Origin of the sequence: Rhodococcus sp. IEGM 1330, assembly GCF_033142445.1 — a bacterium.
Taxonomy (GTDB): Bacteria; Actinomycetota; Actinomycetes; order Mycobacteriales; family Mycobacteriaceae; genus Rhodococcoides.
Genome location: NZ_JAWLSB010000008.1, coordinates 260,794 through 275,997, shown reverse-complemented (window position 1 = coordinate 275,997; position 15,204 = coordinate 260,794). Strand labels below are relative to the sequence as shown.

Annotated in this window: 17 protein-coding genes and 1 pseudogene; 8 read left to right on the top strand and 10 right to left on the bottom strand. The window is 65.3% G+C overall.

Annotated features, from left to right (window positions below; genetic code table 11):
- Genes R4P57_RS19520 through R4P57_RS19505 form a run of 4 tightly spaced genes read left to right on the top strand, consistent with a single transcriptional unit; the run spans position 1 to position 2,733 of the window.
- Complete coding sequence (locus tag R4P57_RS19520; RefSeq protein WP_317804483.1) at positions 1 to 300, top strand: type VII secretion target; 300 nt, start codon at positions 1 to 3, stop codon at positions 298 to 300.
- Positions 297 to 1,280, top strand: a complete 984-nt coding sequence (locus tag R4P57_RS19515) for a hypothetical protein (protein ID WP_317804482.1) — start codon at positions 297 to 299, stop codon at positions 1,278 to 1,280. Before R4P57_RS19520 ends, R4P57_RS19515 begins: the two co-directional genes overlap by 4 nt.
- On the top strand, positions 1,277 to 2,206 hold the full coding sequence (locus tag R4P57_RS19510) for a hypothetical protein (protein ID WP_317804481.1): 930 nt from the start codon (positions 1,277 to 1,279) through the stop codon (positions 2,204 to 2,206). Before R4P57_RS19515 ends, R4P57_RS19510 begins: the two co-directional genes overlap by 4 nt.
- Positions 2,203 to 2,733 carry an LpqN/LpqT family lipoprotein gene (locus R4P57_RS19505; RefSeq protein WP_317804480.1) on the top strand — a complete coding sequence of 177 codons (531 nt, stop codon included), beginning with the start codon at positions 2,203 to 2,205 and terminating at the stop codon, positions 2,731 to 2,733. Before R4P57_RS19510 ends, R4P57_RS19505 begins: the two co-directional genes overlap by 4 nt.
- A gap of 1 nt (position 2,734) precedes the next feature.
- Here R4P57_RS19505 and R4P57_RS19500 read toward each other — a convergent pair whose 3' ends face one another.
- The 6 genes and pseudogenes from R4P57_RS19500 to R4P57_RS19475 form a co-directional block, all read right to left on the bottom strand.
- Positions 2,735 to 3,661: an ABC transporter substrate-binding protein gene (locus R4P57_RS19500; protein ID WP_317804479.1), complete on the bottom strand. Its 927-nt coding sequence runs from the start codon at positions 3,659 to 3,661 to the stop codon at positions 2,735 to 2,737.
- Between the two features lie 75 nt (positions 3,662 to 3,736).
- On the bottom strand, positions 3,737 to 6,061 hold the full coding sequence (locus R4P57_RS19495; RefSeq protein WP_411742394.1) for an ATP-binding cassette domain-containing protein: 2,325 nt from the start codon (positions 6,059 to 6,061) through the stop codon (positions 3,737 to 3,739).
- A 262-nt stretch (positions 6,062 to 6,323) separates the two neighbouring features.
- Positions 6,324 to 7,133, bottom strand: a complete 810-nt coding sequence (locus R4P57_RS19490) for an HNH endonuclease signature motif containing protein (RefSeq protein WP_317804478.1) — start codon at positions 7,131 to 7,133, stop codon at positions 6,324 to 6,326.
- On the bottom strand, positions 7,060 to 8,091 hold the full coding sequence (locus R4P57_RS19485; RefSeq protein ID WP_317804477.1) for a DUF222 domain-containing protein: 1,032 nt from the start codon (positions 8,089 to 8,091) through the stop codon (positions 7,060 to 7,062). The genes R4P57_RS19490 and R4P57_RS19485 overlap by 74 nt, the downstream gene beginning before the upstream one ends.
- Before the next feature lie 46 nt (positions 8,092 to 8,137).
- Positions 8,138 to 8,389 (bottom strand): DUF3253 domain-containing protein, encoded by a 252-nt coding sequence (locus R4P57_RS19480; RefSeq protein WP_230596286.1) that lies wholly within the window; start codon positions 8,387 to 8,389, stop codon positions 8,138 to 8,140.
- A gap of 15 nt (positions 8,390 to 8,404) precedes the next feature.
- A pseudogene (locus R4P57_RS19475) lies at positions 8,405 to 8,533 on the bottom strand (DUF2256 domain-containing protein); the annotation flags it as partial.
- Between the two features lie 22 nt (positions 8,534 to 8,555).
- Here R4P57_RS19475 and R4P57_RS19470 point away from each other — a divergent pair.
- A complete protein-coding gene (locus R4P57_RS19470) occupies positions 8,556 to 9,122 on the top strand; it encodes a peptide deformylase (protein WP_317804476.1) in 567 nt (188 codons plus the stop codon).
- Between the two features lie 13 nt (positions 9,123 to 9,135).
- Here the strand turns inward: R4P57_RS19470 and R4P57_RS19465 are convergent, their stop codons facing one another.
- Together R4P57_RS19465 and R4P57_RS19460 are read right to left on the bottom strand one after the other, a co-directional pair.
- On the bottom strand, positions 9,136 to 9,576 hold the full coding sequence (locus R4P57_RS19465; protein WP_317804475.1) for a hypothetical protein: 441 nt from the start codon (positions 9,574 to 9,576) through the stop codon (positions 9,136 to 9,138).
- Entirely contained in the window at positions 9,576 to 9,908 is a 333-nt protein-coding gene (locus tag R4P57_RS19460) for a hypothetical protein (protein WP_317804473.1), read from the bottom strand. The genes R4P57_RS19465 and R4P57_RS19460 overlap by 1 nt, the downstream gene beginning before the upstream one ends.
- Before the next feature lie 108 nt (positions 9,909 to 10,016).
- Between R4P57_RS19460 and R4P57_RS19455 the strand changes: the two genes are divergently transcribed.
- Both R4P57_RS19455 and R4P57_RS19450 read left to right on the top strand, forming a co-directional pair.
- Positions 10,017 to 10,430 carry a DUF6992 family protein gene (locus R4P57_RS19455; RefSeq protein ID WP_317804472.1) on the top strand — a complete coding sequence of 138 codons (414 nt, stop codon included), beginning with the start codon at positions 10,017 to 10,019 and terminating at the stop codon, positions 10,428 to 10,430.
- A gap of 141 nt (positions 10,431 to 10,571) precedes the next feature.
- The gene (locus R4P57_RS19450) at positions 10,572 to 11,840 is read left to right on the top strand and encodes a DUF4185 domain-containing protein (protein WP_317804471.1); all 1,269 of its coding nucleotides are present in this window, start codon (positions 10,572 to 10,574) and stop codon (positions 11,838 to 11,840) included.
- Between the two features lie 52 nt (positions 11,841 to 11,892).
- On the opposite strand, the gene R4P57_RS19445 is transcribed toward R4P57_RS19450, so the two are convergent.
- Entirely contained in the window at positions 11,893 to 12,849 is a 957-nt protein-coding gene (locus R4P57_RS19445) for a hypothetical protein (protein WP_317804470.1), read from the bottom strand.
- Positions 12,850 to 13,091: 242 nt separating this feature from the next.
- Here R4P57_RS19445 and R4P57_RS19440 point away from each other — a divergent pair, with 242 nt between their 5' ends.
- Positions 13,092 to 14,450 carry an acetamidase/formamidase family protein gene (locus R4P57_RS19440; protein ID WP_317804469.1) on the top strand — a complete coding sequence of 453 codons (1,359 nt, stop codon included), beginning with the start codon at positions 13,092 to 13,094 and terminating at the stop codon, positions 14,448 to 14,450.
- Positions 14,451 to 14,525: 75 nt separating this feature from the next.
- On the opposite strand, the gene R4P57_RS19435 is transcribed toward R4P57_RS19440, so the two are convergent.
- Positions 14,526 to 15,143, bottom strand: coding sequence for a TetR/AcrR family transcriptional regulator (locus tag R4P57_RS19435; RefSeq protein WP_317804468.1), 618 nt, complete (start codon positions 15,141 to 15,143; stop codon positions 14,526 to 14,528).
- Between the last annotated feature and the right edge of the window lie 61 nt (positions 15,144 to 15,204).

Genomic DNA, 15,204 nt, shown 5'->3' with positions numbered 1-15,204 from the left:
ATGACAGTGAATGTGGATCCAGCGATCCTGCGGCAGTTCTCGAATGTGTTGTCGGCGACTGGCGGGGTGATCCGTGAGATGGATGCTCTTGCTCCGTTCCGTGAATCGGAGAATGCGTTGCAGGGTAGTGACTTCCGTGCAGCATGTGCGGCGGCGGCAGCTGCAGCGGCCGGAGCAGTTGCAGCTCTGGCGGGGCGGGCCGAATGCGTCGCAGACATCGCCCGCGGCGTCGCGCAGAACTACGAGATCGCCGACGACGAACTCGCCCGCCGCCTCGCTGCGATGGACCAGCCGAAGTGACACCCACCGTGCCGCACGTCGCGGGCTGGGAGCCGGAGTCGATGCGCAAGACGATGATCGAACTGTCGGAGATCGTCGAGCGCGTCAACGGCCAGCGCACCGGAGTGCTGGAGGAGCAAGACACATTGGCCGAGACGTGGACCGGCGAAGCAGCCGACGCCGCAGCCGAACGCGTGGTGACCGAATGCTCCCGGATGAGCTCGGTGTGCGGTGAGATCGATTCACTCGGTAAGGCATTCGAGACCGCAGCAGGAATGGTCGACGCCGTGAAGGCACACCTGCAGGCGCAGGTGTCGGCGGCAACGGTGAGTGGGTTCGCCGTTGCCGCCGACGGGACGGTGAATCCGGACGCGATGATCGCACTCATCCCGGACAGCCTCGGCGAGGAGAAGACGCGCCGGGCCGACGAACTGCGCTCCACTGCAGCCCAACTGACGCTGGATATCCAGAGGGCGTTGTTACAGGCCGAGCGCGCTGCGGTCGACGCTGCACAGCAGTTGGCGGAGCCGACGCGGCTACTGACCGAACTCGCATTGACAAGCCCGACCGGGAAGTTCGTCGAGAACCCGGACGGATCGTTCTCGTGGATGCCGGACTGGCCGCCGACCATCGCGTCGGGCGTGATCAAGACCATGACCGACGTGACGAAGCGGGCACTCGAATTGCCCGGTGTCGATTCCGTCGACGACGTAGCCAAGAACATCGGGCGCGGATTGGGAGCGTTCGGTGCCGTGGCCGGAGCGGCCCCCGGAATCGCCGACAGTATCGACGACGGGATGGACCCGACCAAGGCTGTCATCGTCGAGGCAGCACCCATCGCTGCCGGGGCCGCCGCGACATGGGTGTTCGGTGTCATCGGAGGCGCGGCGGGTTCGGTCGTTCCAGGTCCGGGAACAGTGGCCGGTGCCGCCGTCGGGATCGCTGTGGGAGGTCTCGTCAGCTATACGGCCGACAAGGTGATCGAGAGGGTGTGGCGATGACCGAGCGTGAATCACACTCGTATTGCGTCGCTGATCTTCAGCTGAAACGGCCCGAGTGGGTGCGCACGTGGCGCAGCGTCCATCTCGGATGGCTCGTGGTGTTCGTCGCCCTGACGGCTGCACTTGCCGCGACAATCGTGACTCCGGTTCTGCTGTTCGGGACGCGTACCGCGGAAACCTTTCTCTTCATGTCGTGGCTTGTGCTGGTGGTGCTGATCCCACTCACAGCAGCTGTGGTGTTGTCCGGCATCGGATCTGCACGGCTGTCGAGTTTCGTACGACCGGTGAATGTCGCGGGAGTCGGGCAAGGTGTTGCAGTGCCGGGGCGGGGGAGCGTGTTGTACCGGAGCGGAACTCTCGCACTTGCGTTGTTGGCCGGCGTGTCTTACTTCCAGTGGAGAGGCGACGAACCTGTAGGTCCAGCGCGTCACCAGCTCAGAATTCTGGTCATGTCGCACGTCGGCGCTCCGATATTCTTGCTGTTCTTCGCCCTGAGTGTGCTCATCGTCAACCGGACCAGGATTTCACTGCACCCCGACGGCATCGTGCAAGAGATCTATCGCCGCCGCGCCTGGAAGGTGTTCCGCGACATCACCGTCGTCCCGTGGAACAAGATCATCGATCTGCAACCGCACGGCCACTCGAATCCGGCCATGTCGCATCCGCACTGGTACCCCACTGTCCGAGTCGTGTACCGCGGCGAAGGCGTCGAGCCGGATCAGGTGCTGGTACTGATGGCGTGCGAGAAAAAGGTCGAACCGAACGCGTTGTTCGCTGTGTTGCACTGGTGTCGCGACAATCCCTGGGCTCGAGCACAACTGGGCCACGACAATGCGCGTGAATTGCTGCGTCCGCCCAGTCTGCTCGAGCGCATCCGGGCCGACCGCGCCGCATCGACTGCCGTTGAAAGGAATGCTGTCCGGTGACGGTTCGAGAGAGGACGATAGAAACCTATCTCCAGCAAGAGGGTCTCGAACTGGCGTCGGTGCACCGCGGTGAATGCGACAGGTTCGGGCTCGAGCTGCCGACGCTCCCGGACTGGGAGGTCGTTCCCGAGCACCTCTTCCCACACGCCACCGCGGTGCTGCATTCACCGGTGAACGCAGTCGAGGGATTCGTACCGAACGCGGTGGTTCTGGTCGGCAAGCTCAGTCGATCGGTCCATCCGGAATCGTTGCTGGACTGCGGCTTCGGTGACTCCCGGGCGCTGCCCGGCTGGGTCGAGATCGGTCACGACCGAGACTCGTTCCGTGGTCTGCCTGCAGTCTCGATCGCAGGTCGCTACGACTGCGACGGTCGGTTGCTCTTCGCCAGGACCCGGTACGTCGTCGTCCACCACATCGTCGATCACTATCTGGTTCAGGTGACGGTCACCGTGCCGGATTCGCTACGGCAGAAACTATCCTGCAGTGCAAACGAATTCATCGACGACGTGCGTATCGGGCAGGGGTGATCTACTCGGGAATCTGCTGCACCACGGCGGCGACGGCTTCCACCTGGTCCGCGATGCGTGGCCCCCACCGACTCGACAGGTCCTCGTCCATCGGGAAGATCCTGCCGTCTCGGACGGCGGTCATCGAACCCCACCCCGGCCGAGCCGCGACCGATTCTGCTGTGACGCCACAGCATTGGGCGTCGGCGAGGAACACGATATCGGGATCCGCGGTGATCACCGATTCGGCGGACAGTTGTGGGTAGTCGCCTGCGCCGGAGCCGTCGGCGATACTCGTGAGGCCGAACAGGCCGTAGATCTGGCCGACGAAGCTCGCGCTCGACACCGTGTACAGCGTGTCGTCGAGTTCGTGGAAGTACGTCAGCGGCTGATCACGATCCGGAACGCTCGCCACGGCAGCGTCGATCCGGGACCGCATCTGCGCGACCACTGCGTCGCCGTCGGCGTCGTGCCCGGTCGCATCCGCGACGCGCTCGATCTGGGAGTACGCGTCGTCGAGGCTCGTCGCGGCCGGGACCAGCAGCGTCGGAATGCCGGCCTCGGCCAGAGTGGACGTCACGAGGCCGAGGTCGGTGGAGGTGATCACCAGATCGGGGTCGTACGCGACGATCGCCTCGAGGCTCGGCGTGAACGCCGACAGCCCGGTCTTAGGAGCATCGGCGGGATAGTCCGACTGATCGTCGACGGCCGCCACCTGCTCACCCGCCCCGACGGCATACAGGGTCTCCGTCGCCGTCGGGCTCAGCGAGACGATCGAACGAGGCATCGCGTCGATGGTGACGGTCCCGCCGTCCGAGCCCGACGCGATCGTCCTCGGAAACTCCCCGCTCGACGCCGTGGCCGAGGTGGTGGTCGGCGGGGAGTCCGTCGTCGTGCTGCCGCATCCGGTCGCGACCAGCGCGATGACCGCGAACCCGGCTGAGATCATTCGTGCTGATCGACGCTGCACTGCTACTCCTGTGTTTCCGATGCCTCTTCGAGCGCCAACACTATCGGGTCGCGGTCAGCGCCCCAGGCTCCGTGCCAGGTACGTGCCGGTGTGGGTGTCGGAGACCACCAACTCGTCCACGGTTCCGGTGAACGTGATCAGACCGCCGTTGTGCCCGCCGTCGGGGCCGAGGTCGATGACCCAATCGGCGGCGGCGATGACGTCGAGGTTGTGCTCGATGACGATCACCGACCTGCCCTCGTCGACCATCCCGGACAGCAACGCGATCAGGTTCGACACGTCCGACGGGTGCAGACCGGTCGTCGGCTCGTCGAGGACCAGCACCGGCGACGACCCGACCAGTTCGGTGGCGAGCTTGAGCCGTTGACGCTCGCCGCCGGAGAGCGACGACAGGTTCTGGCCGAGCGAGAGGTAGCCGAGCCCGACGTCCCGGCACCGGCGGAGGATGTCGCGGATCTTCTTGACTTCGAAGAAGTCCTGAGCGTCCTCGACGGACATCTCGAAGATGTCGGCGATGCTGATGCCGTCGACGGTATGCCGGATCGCGCCCGACCGAAACCGCCTGCCCTGGCACGTCTCACAGGTGCTCGTCACCGGGTCGGTGAACCCGAGATCGGTGAAGATGACGCCACTGCCCTGGCAGTCGGGGCATGCGCCGTCGGAGTTGGGTGAGAACAGCGACGGCGGTTGCCCGGTCTTCTTGGCGAAGTAGGCGCGGATCGGATCGAGCAGACCGGTGTAGGTCGCGGGGGAGGAGCGGCGCGATCCGCGGATGGGTGCCTGGTCGATGATGACGGCGTCCGGCGCGGCCTCACGGAGGTGGCCGTGGATGAGGCTCGACTTGCCGGAACCGGCGACGCCGGTGACGGCGGTCAGAACTCCGAGCGGAACGTCGACGCTGACGTCGCGCAGATTGTGGGTGTTGGCTCCGGTGATGCTCAGCCAGCCCGAAGGGCCGCGGGGAGTGCGCAATTCGACGCCCTCGCGCCGCAGCTCGGCACCGGTCCTGGTGTCGGCGCGGCGGAGTTCGTCGTAGGTGCCCTCGAACACGACTGTGCCGCCGGCCTTTCCCGCTCCGGGGCCGATCTCGACGATGCGGTCGGCGATGGCCATGACCTCGGGGTCGTGCTCGACGACGAGGACGGTGTTGCCCTTGTCGCGCAGCGCGAGCAACATGTCGTCGAGACGGTGGACGTCGCGGGGGTGGAGGCCGGTGGTCGGTTCGTCGAAGACGTAGAGCATGTCGTTGAGGGTGGCTCCGAGGTGGCGGACCATCTTGATGCGCTGGGATTCACCGCCCGACAGCGACGACGTTGCCCGGTCCAGGCTGAGGTAGCCGAGGCCGAGATCGACGAGTCTTCGCAGTTGCGTGACGATTTCGGCGGTGACGCTGCCCAGGCCGTTGACCTGCCACCCGTCGATACGGTCGGCGAGTTCGGACACCTGCATCGCGAACGCGTCGGGCAGAGACAAGCCCTCGAGGGTGGCTCCGCGGATGGTCTCGTTGTAGCGGGAGCCGCCGCAGGACTCGCAGACGCCGCGCGTGACGATGCGCTCGAACGCGAGCTTGGCCTTGCCCTTGAGGGCATCGGCGTCCTTCGCCAAGTAGCTGCGCCGGAACCGGGACACGATTCCCTCGTAGCTCTTCATGACGGCGTCGGGGTTCAAGACGTCGACCTCGCCGGGTTTGGCGTCGAAGAAGATGTGGCGCTCGCGGGCGGAGTACTGCTCGATCGGGACGTCGAGATCGAAGAGGCCCGAGTCGGCGAACACCCGATACGGCCATTTGCCGACCTCGAAATCGGGATGCTTGAACGGCCCCTCGCGCAAGGACTTCGACTCGTCCACCAGTTCGCCGAGGTCCGCGACCTTCGCCTCGCCGAGTCCCTCGCACTCGGGGCACATGCCGGCCGGGTCGTTGAACGAGAACGCGTTCGCGAACCCGATCGTCGGGGTGACGCCGCGGGACCAGAGCATGCGCAGCCAGTCACCGATGTCGGTGATGGTGCCGACCGTCGACCGCGGGCCACCGAACAGGCGCTTCTGGTCGACGATCACGACGGCCGACAGGTTGGCGATCAGATCGGCGTCGGGGCGACCGTAGGACGGAAGAAATGTCTGCGCGAACGCGGTGAACGTGGAGTTGATCTGCCGTTGAGCTTCGGCAGCGATGGTGTCGAAGACGAGTGATGACTTCCCCGACCCGGAGACGCCCGCGAACACGACGAGCGAACGCTTGGGCAGGTCGAGGTTCACGTTGCGGAGATTGTTCTCGCGGGCTCCGCGAACGAGGATCGTCGATAGTTTCTCGGCCGGTGTTGTCGACTGGGCCTGGGTCATGTGCGCTTCGGTCGCCTTTCGCCGTGCCCTGACGGGCATGCACCGACGGTGGTTCGTGCAGTGCCGACGCAGCTTACCGTACGGTGTACGGAAACGCCACCAGGGGGCTGAGCGTGACAGTTCGTGCTGAAGACGGAGGTACCCAGCAACTGTGTCGACTTCGGATGATGGACACTGCCGTCATCCGCATTACCGGCTGAGGGGGCGCTCGAGTGGGGGCACCCCGTTGAGCAACACTCGACGACGAGTCGCCACACGTGGGCATGGGTCTTCGTGTGTGCGCTGGGTGGTTTTCTCGTTGTCAGGCTGCACGCCGTTTTCGTCGGTGGTAGCTGGGGATGGGTTGTCTCGAGGGGTCGATGGATTCGGGTGGGATGGCGTAGGGGTGTCCGTCGTCGCCCATGATCAGTTGCCAGTCGCCGTGGTGGACGAGGCGGTGGCATTCTCGGCAGACCAGCGCGAGGTTGTTCAGGTCGGTGGGGCCGCCGTGTTCCCAGAATTTCACGTGGTGGGCTTGGCACCACTGTGCGGGGCGGCCGCACATCACGCAGCATCTGTCGCGGATGGTGAGGGCGATGCGTTGGTCGTCGCTGGCGAGTCTGGTGGTGCGGCCGAGCGCGAGGGGGACGCCGTGGTGGTCGACGATGACCGGGGTGAGGTCGGCGTCGCAGGTGAGAAGTTCGGCGAGGGAACGACTGATCGGCCCGGTCCAGTCGAAGTGGAACGGCCACTCGGCATCGCCCGGCTCGGGAGCGGACTTCTCACCGGCACCACCACAGTCAGCGTCACTAACGACAGCGTCACCACCGGCAGTGCTGCGACCGACACGATCGCCGCGAGAATCGCCGCTTCGTGCACTGTCGCCGGCACCAGCACTGCCCCCGCTGCCACGATGACCGCCGTCAGCATCAGTATCGGGACCCGCGCTGGCGTCGCCGGTTCGGGCACTGCCGTCGGCACCAGCGCTGCTCTCGCTGGCGCGGTGACCGGTGCCACGATCGGGACCGGCGTCGGTATCACCGGTTCGGGCAGCGCCGTCAGCACCGGCACCGTGTGCCGTCGAACCCGTTGGTGTGCGTGCGGATCGGTCTCTGCCACCGTCGGTGAGCAAGTCCCGCAGCGGGACGACCAGATGCACCGACGCCCGCGACCCAACCGCCGGTCCGCGGCTGCTGCCGCGCAGGTGCCGGTCGAGAATCTGATCGAGTGCATTCGGCACGGCGCTTCGACGGACAACGAGGATCACGCTCACCACCGGGACCCGGGCGCGGAGCGGTCAACCCCGACAACGCGGTGAGCAACTTCTCGGCCAGCAACCGGTCGACGTTGCCACCGATCTGGACGCGGCCGCTGGACAGCGGATGGACATCGAAGCGGTTCAGGTCCGGGTTCTCCGACACCGGTACCGGCGGCGGCCCCGATGGAACGGGTTCCGGCCCAGCAGGTTCGGGCTCGCCTGAGCCGCCTGCATCACTCGAGTTCCCTGAGTCACCCGAGCCACCTGCATCACTCGAGCCACCTGCATCACTCGAGTTCCCGGCATCGGCTCGGCCCGCCCACTCCCGTTCCTGTCGTTCTTTTTCGGCCTGCTCGTGTCGGGCTCTGGCGTCGTCCGCCGCAGAATGCGCGAGAGCCTGCCCACGGGAGGCGACCTGCCCGGCGGTGCTGCGCATCGCGGTCTCGAGCAGTTCCGCAACAACAGCGTCGCGGCGCTGTTCGTCGAGGGTGGGGTCGGCGACCACCACGACGGCGTAGCCGTCGGAGATCGCCGACGCGTGTGCCGCGTGAATTTCACCACCGGCGAGGGCGTCGAGCACAGTGGGCCGGTCGGTGAGCCACTGCCCCAGCTCCATCTGACGGGCAGCGGACCCGTCGGTGATGCGTACCGACCGTGCGTACCAGCGGGTGACCGTCGAATGCCCGAGTTTCATGGCCAGACCACGTCGTTCGATCTCCGCCAGCATCGTGTATTTGGCTGCGGCGACGGTACTTTCGTGGGAGGACACCTCAGCGAGCGCGGAGACCAAGTCCTGGTCCCCGAGCCCGAACACATCCCCCCATGTCTTCACCCCACGAAAGCTATACCCACCCACCGACAGCTTCTTTTGTCGCAGGTCAGCGCTTCCATCGGATGCGGATGGGCCCCTTCGCGGTCGACGGATCGACGACGGATCCTTTCTGGGTGATCTCGACTTCTCCCGCATCGACCATCCGGCGAGCGGCGCGGCGAACCGGTTCCATCAACTCCCGCCAACCGTCGTCGGACAGGGCACGGGCGACGTCGGAAGGGCAGATCGTGGAGTCGCGGGATCGGGCGTCGAGCAGGGAACGGATCTTGTCTTCGAGTTCCTTGTCGGTGGTGCTCACCTTGTGACGCCGGCATGCGTCGCTGCAATATTTGATGTCATCCCAGTTCTTCTCCCACTTCTTGCGCCATTCGATTCGCCGCCCGCACGATGCGCAGACCTTCTCCGCGGGGTGAGCCGTGGGGGAGCGACGGGAATGAGCCATGCTTCGACAGTAACCTCACCGCATGGCGATTCGACCCATTCTCATTGCCGGTGACCCGCGGCTGACGACGGTCGCCGAACCCGTCACCGTGTTCGACGCGGAGTTGGCAGCGTTCGCGGAGGACCTGTTCGAGACCAACACTGCGGCGCATGGTGCCGGTCTTGCCGCCAATCAGGTCGGCGACCCGCGTGCAGTGTTCGTCTACGACCTGAGGGACGGCGGAGTCCGCCATCGCGGGCACGTGGTCAATCCAGTGCTCGAGACGTCGGCGATCCCGGAGACCATGCCTGACCCCGAAGACGGTGAAGGGTGTCTGTCGGTCCCGGGGGAGCGGTACCCGACCGACCGCGCGGACTGGGCCCGCGTGACCGGTGTCGATGTTGAGAACACTCCCGTGTCGGTCGAGGGGCACGGTTACCTGGCTCGGTGTCTGCAGCACGAGTCCGACCATCTGGCCGGTCACCTGTACCTCGACCGTCTGATCGGCCGCAATCAGCGCGCTGCGAAGAAGATGGTCAAGGCCCGAGGATGGGTCGGACCCGGCGACAGTTGGCTGCCCGGGTCCGACTCGGACCCGTTCGGATGGTGACCTGAACCGGCGATCAACACACCCCGGTGAGTGCGCATGCCGCCGCGCGTTCCAGCTTCCAACGGCCTTCGGAGACAACGAAGCCGATCGAGGACACTCGCCCGACGGAAGTGCCGCTTGCCTCGACCCGGCCGGGTTCGACGACGTCGATACGGTCGAACGAAGCCTCCGACATGATCCCGCCGCTGTCGAACAGAGGTGTGTTCTCCTCGGCCGTACCTTCGAGTGCGTCGGCACGGTCGGACCGCTCGGCGGTCCAGTCGAAAACGGTACGGAAGATGGCTGTCGCTTCGTCGGGGGTCGGGATGGCGGTAGGCGCGACGGAGGGAGGAGGGGGCGGGAACGACGACGGTGCAACGTTCACCGCCGCGTCGATTCTCGGCTCGGGTTCCGCTGTGGCGCAACCGGTAAGAGCGACAAGAGCCAGTCCGCAGAGCGCGCGCCCGATGATCATCAGAACGGGTTGTAGACGTAGAGCGTCCGGTAGTCCCACTCCGACGATCCGGCCGGGATTCGAATCTGATTCAGGACTCGCCCGTTCTGGGTGCACCAGCTCTGACCGTGGAACGACGAGCAGTCGATCTGCTGGCTCGTGCCGAACGGGCTGACGATCAACGACTTGGTGCCGTCGGTGCCGTATGCCGCAGGGTCGAAGGCGCTCACGAAGTTCGCGGTCGAATCCTTGGGCCCGAACGGGTTGTCGTCGGGTGCTGCGGACGCTGTCGGCGCGACGAGCACTGCTCCGCCGATCGCCAGCGCGACTCCGGCGAGGACCTTCTTCAGCATGGTGGCTCCGTTCGTTTCGAGCACAAATGCTCAGTGCTCATGGAATCGGCCGCAACCGACCGCGCGTTACGAACCGGCTCCTCCCTCGAACGCGGCACACTGGAGTCCATGACAGCACTCGAAGCGCCCATCGTTGCCCAGCGGCTCGGCCGTCGCCTCGCGGTGTGGGGCGGTGGAAGTGTGCTCGCCGGAACAATGTTGGCGTTGCGCGGGTCCTCGCCTGCCCGGCGGGCGTTCGGGTTGCAGACGGCGGGGTGGGGTGCGACCGATCTGGCGATCGCGGGTGCAGGCGCGCTGAGCTCGAAGCCCCCGACGGCCGCGAGTTTGAGCCGGCTGCTGTGGATCAATTCCGGTCTCGACGTCCTCTACATCGCGACCGGTGCGCACATTGCCGTCAGGAAGCCTCGGTTCGGCGGCCGGATCACTGCTGACCAGGCGCTGGGCCACGGCGCTGCCGTCGTTGTGCAGGGCGCCGCTCTTCTCGCGCTGGACACGACTCACGCCCGCATGATTGCCGGCTAATCACACGAGTGTGATTCCGCCGTTGGCGTTTTGTCAAGTACCGACACGCCTGATTTGTTGCGCGATCAGTAGATTTGCGTAACACTCGTCCCATCAGTCACATCAGTATCGTGGGTCACACGGGAAACGGTGGGTTCGTCCATGCGTGTACGTAGTCGGCAGATTGCTGTCGGGGCTGTCCTGGCACTGGCAGTGAGCGGACTCAGCGCTCTGACCGCGCCCACCGCGTCGGCCGAACCGTGCGGTGGGCTCGGTGGGCCGGGCTCGTCTCCGCTGTTCGGGTCGTCGGGCAGCGCCGGGATGTCGGGCAAGAACCCGCAAGGCCCTCAAGGGCCGCTTCCTCGGATCACCGGGAACACACAGAGCATCGCCTGGGTCACCGGTCCGCAGAGCGTGAACAACACCTACAACGACCTCGCGATGTCCGGCACCGACCTCGGGATCAGCTGGGACAACGGTGCAGGCCAGATTCTGATGGCGTTCGGTGACACGTTCGGAGACTGCTCCTCCGGTAACGCGCAGTGGCGCAGCAACGCGCTCTTCCGGTCGGACAAGGCGTCGACGAACTTGGCGCAGGGCATCAAGATCGGTCCAGCAAACCCTGCGGACAACACCTCCGGTGCCGTCGTGCGGGCCGGCAGTCCGAACTATGCGGCCGAGATCATCTCGAGCGCAAAGCTGCCAAGCGTCGAGGACACGACGATCCCCACGGCGGCCATCGCGATCGGCAACACCCAGTACATCAACTACATGTCGGTGCAGAGCTGGGGCACACCCGGGCGCTGGATCACGAACTACTCTGCGACGGCGAAATCTACTGACAACGGCCAGAATTGGTCGACGGATCCCAAGGCGATCCGTGTCAACAAGGGTGTCACCATCCCGGGCTTCACCAACGTCCACGAAAGCCAGGGCAAGTTCCAGCAGAGTGCCTACGTGCTGGGTCGCGATGGCGAGTACCTATTCCAGTTCGGTACTCCCAACGGACGATTCGGCGACGCCTTCGTCTCACGAGTGGCACCGAGCGACATCGAGAATCTCGACGCGTACGAGTACTCGACGCAGGATCCGGATCCGACGAAGCAGTGGTCGAAGAACATCGGCGACACGGTTGCCATCGTCAAGGGCCCGGTCAGCGAGATGTCGGTTGCGTGGAACGACTACCTCGGCCGCTACGTGATGATGTATGGGGACGAGAACTCCCGAACCTTGGTCGCTCGCACTGCAGACAATCCCGAGGGTCCGTGGAGTGCTCCGAAGACGATCCTGGACGCCAATCAGACGGCCGGTGGAATCTATGCGCCGTTCATTCACCCGATGTCGAGCGGAAAAGACTTGTACTTCACTGCTTCTCGGTGGTCGGACTACAACGTGCTGCTACTGAAGACGAACCTCGATGCGTTGAAGTGATGTTCGGGGCGTGATCGGCGCAGTAGCGTCGAGAGCTGTCGGAGCTGACCGGTCACTCGGTCTCGAACAGCTGCCGGTATGCCTCGGCGAGCAGGTCGGCCGCGAGGTCGTGGTTGTGTGACGCTGCGCCCGTTGAGTTTCCGGATCGCATCAGCCTGGCGTTGAGGCCGTAGGCGAGGTCGTCGAACGTGTCGTCGTCGATGCCGAGGTCGACGTCCACGTCTTCTTCCAGCAGTGCACCGAGGTCGATCGACCACGACCACACACGTTCGTCCCGGTAGGGTCCGCGCCCGGCGCTGACGGTCTCGTTGGAGACCTCGAGTTGCTCGTCGGTACGGTCACGCGGAACGTTGGTGTTGATTCGAAGATCCAGTTCGATCGTGTCGTCGTCGTGCACGATCTCGTCGATGCGGAGCGTCTCGAAGCCGCCGCACGTCAGCGTCACCAAGTGTCGAGGCCCGGTGTCGGAGGACTCGTCGGACAGGGCAGCGATCTGCCACAGGTACTTCGCAGTGTTCGCCGGGTCGGGGATCGAGGAGTTGATGTAGTCGGCCACGATGCTGCGGATGGCGGGGTACGCGATGTGGTCGGACAGTTCCCAGAACTGCTTGCGCGCCTTGCCGACAGCCGTGTCGAGCAATGTCGCCCGCTTGGCTCTTTCCTTCGGCAGTGCGGATTTCGCGCTCGGCGCGTCGTCGATCGCAGTTGGCTCCGAGGGGCGTTCGCGGAGGCGGGTCAGGCGTGACACGAGATTCTGCAACTGCTCGAGTTGGTCTCCTGTTCCGGCGGTGAAGTCGAGTGCCTCGATGTCGGTCCACGCGTCGAGGTCCGCGGCGAACTGCGCGGCGACCGAATCTGCGTAGCCCACGTAGGCCGAGCCGTCGGTGAAGTGCAGGACGTAGAGACCGGCTCGGTGTTCCTTGGCCGCGAAGACCGTGGCGATGGATCCGGCGTCGGTGACGTCGAATCGTTCGAGGGCGAATCCGTCGGGTGTGGACGCTGTCGGCATGGCTGTGAATCTACCGATGTGAGTGGGAAGCACCTACTCTGTGCATCCGCCGTCTGCCCCGAAGCGTCGATGCGGGGGCGGATCATGCTCGACGGCCCGGCCGCGGTCACTGCGCTCTGGTGGTCCGCGATAGGCGGGAGCGATCCCAGTTGAGCTGCTGAGCAATTGCGGCGACGCGTGTTCGTAACTGCCGAGAAACACCTCCGGTCTACGTTCGAGATTCGGACAATTCAGGAGGCATCATGGCGCGGTCGATGGCAGAGCAGGCAGCGGAGACGATCACCAAAGGGATCGGTCGTCGCGGTTTCATCCAAGCCGTGGCCGCGCTGGGAGCAGGCGTCGGAATTGCCGGTACGGCAGCGTGTTCGACGTCGTCCTCGAGTACCGCCCCATCGAGTTCGTCGGCGCCGGCACCGGTCGGCATTCTTCAGCCCGGTGCAGGCGACATCTCCGGCGATCACTACCTGAGTTCCGAAGTCGACAAGGTCCTGTGGGGGTACGTCCCGACGGTCGAGTCCGAATCGGTGCTGCAGATGAAGTCCGGTGAGACGGTGACCATCGATGCACTCAGCCATGAGGGAATTCTCGAAGACCAGGGCCGCGATCCCGTCGAATTCTTCGGCGGCAAAGGCGTATCGGAATCCGATGTGCTGCAGGACGCCATCGACATCGCCGGCGGCTACGACCGGACGGTCCGCAACTTCGACGTCGACGGTCCGCATGTGGTGACGGGCCCGGTGTTCGTCGAAGGCGCGCAGCGCGGCGACGTGCTCAAGATCGAGACGCTCGAGGCGATTCCCCGCGTGCCGTACGGCGTGGTCTCGAGTCGGCACGGCAAGGGTTCCCTGGCGGTCACCGCGTCCGGTGAGGCACCTTCAGGTATCAGCCTGGACGAGGTCATGCCGCCGATCGGCAGCGACGGCAGGCCGTCGGGTGATCCGACGCAGTACGGCAACGTCTCCACGTTCACCGCCGTCGAGGACGGGCAGGGTGTGATGCGCTACGGCGATGCGGCCGTGCGCTTTCCGTTGCGTCCGTTCATGGGCATGATGGGCGTTGCGTTCGCCAGCGACCCGGGTCTGACCTCACCCAATGCGAATTCGATTCCTCCGACGCTCGGGGGCGGCAACATCGACGTCGGCCTGCTCGGCGTCGGATCGACGTTCTACCTCCCGGTGTTCGCGGAGGGAGCGTTGTTCTACGTCGGCGATCCGCACATGGCGATGGGCGACGGGGAGGTGGCGCTCACCGCGATGGAAGGTTCTCTGCGCGGCACCTTCCGCCTCACGGTCTGCAAGGCGGGCAGCGGGGATGCACCGTCCGTCGCGTACTCGTATCCCTTTGCCGAGAACGAGGACTCGTGGATTCCGATCGGCCTGTCCGACCCGGACGGTGCCGTCGGCGGCCAGAGTTCGGACCTGAACGCCGCCATGCGTCGCGCCGTGGTCAACGCGCTCGACTTCCTCGAGACCGACCTCGGCATGGACCGGGCGACGGCCTATGCGTACCTCTCCGCGGCCGCGAACTTCACCGTGTCGCAGGTGGTCGACAAGACGGTCGGCGTGCACGGTCAGATCTCCAAGGCACACTTCGACCGGTAGGAGTGCGCCTTCGGCGCAGTGGTGCGTTCAAGTGCCTCAGCGGGCACCTGATCACGCCACTGCGGGTAGCGCACTTCAGCGGTGTGCTGTCGCGACGAAGTGGCGGGTGGCGGCGTCGACGATGTCTGCTGGGGCGACGTCGATCTCGTCGTTCAACCATGCGATGACCAGTTCGGCGAGTCCGCCGATGAACAGCAGGCCGTTGATTTCGGATTCTGGTTGCGGCCAGGCCTGTTCGCCGAACAGCTCGCGTGACTGCTCGGCTACCAGATGTGCGAACGCGCGCATGGACTTTCGTCGATAGTCCCGCAGTGAGTCGACGGCCAGTGACTCGATCATCGCGACGCGGCCCTTGCGGCGGTCGTCGGTGAGCACGCCGACGAACGCGGCGACGGCGTTGCGCACCTGTTCCTCGACGGTGGGGGCCGGGGAGTGCAGCGCCTCCAGAGCAGCGGCCCGGATCTCGTCGGATACCGACTCCACCACCTTCTCGAGCAAGTCCTCCTTGCTGGAGAAGTTTTGGTAGAAGTAGCGCTCGGTCAGCTTCGCCTCCGCGCAGATCGCGGTCATCGTCGTGTTCTGGGCACCGGCCCTCGAGAACACTTCGAGTCCGGCTTCGAGCAACCGCGCGCGACGGTCGGCGGTGCGATCGTCGGCGCTCATGCCGTTGTAGCGGCGCGTCGTGGAAGCCATGGGTAGATCTTGACAGAGGAAGCAACTGTGACGCAGACTACATCTCATCTGACAGGACGCT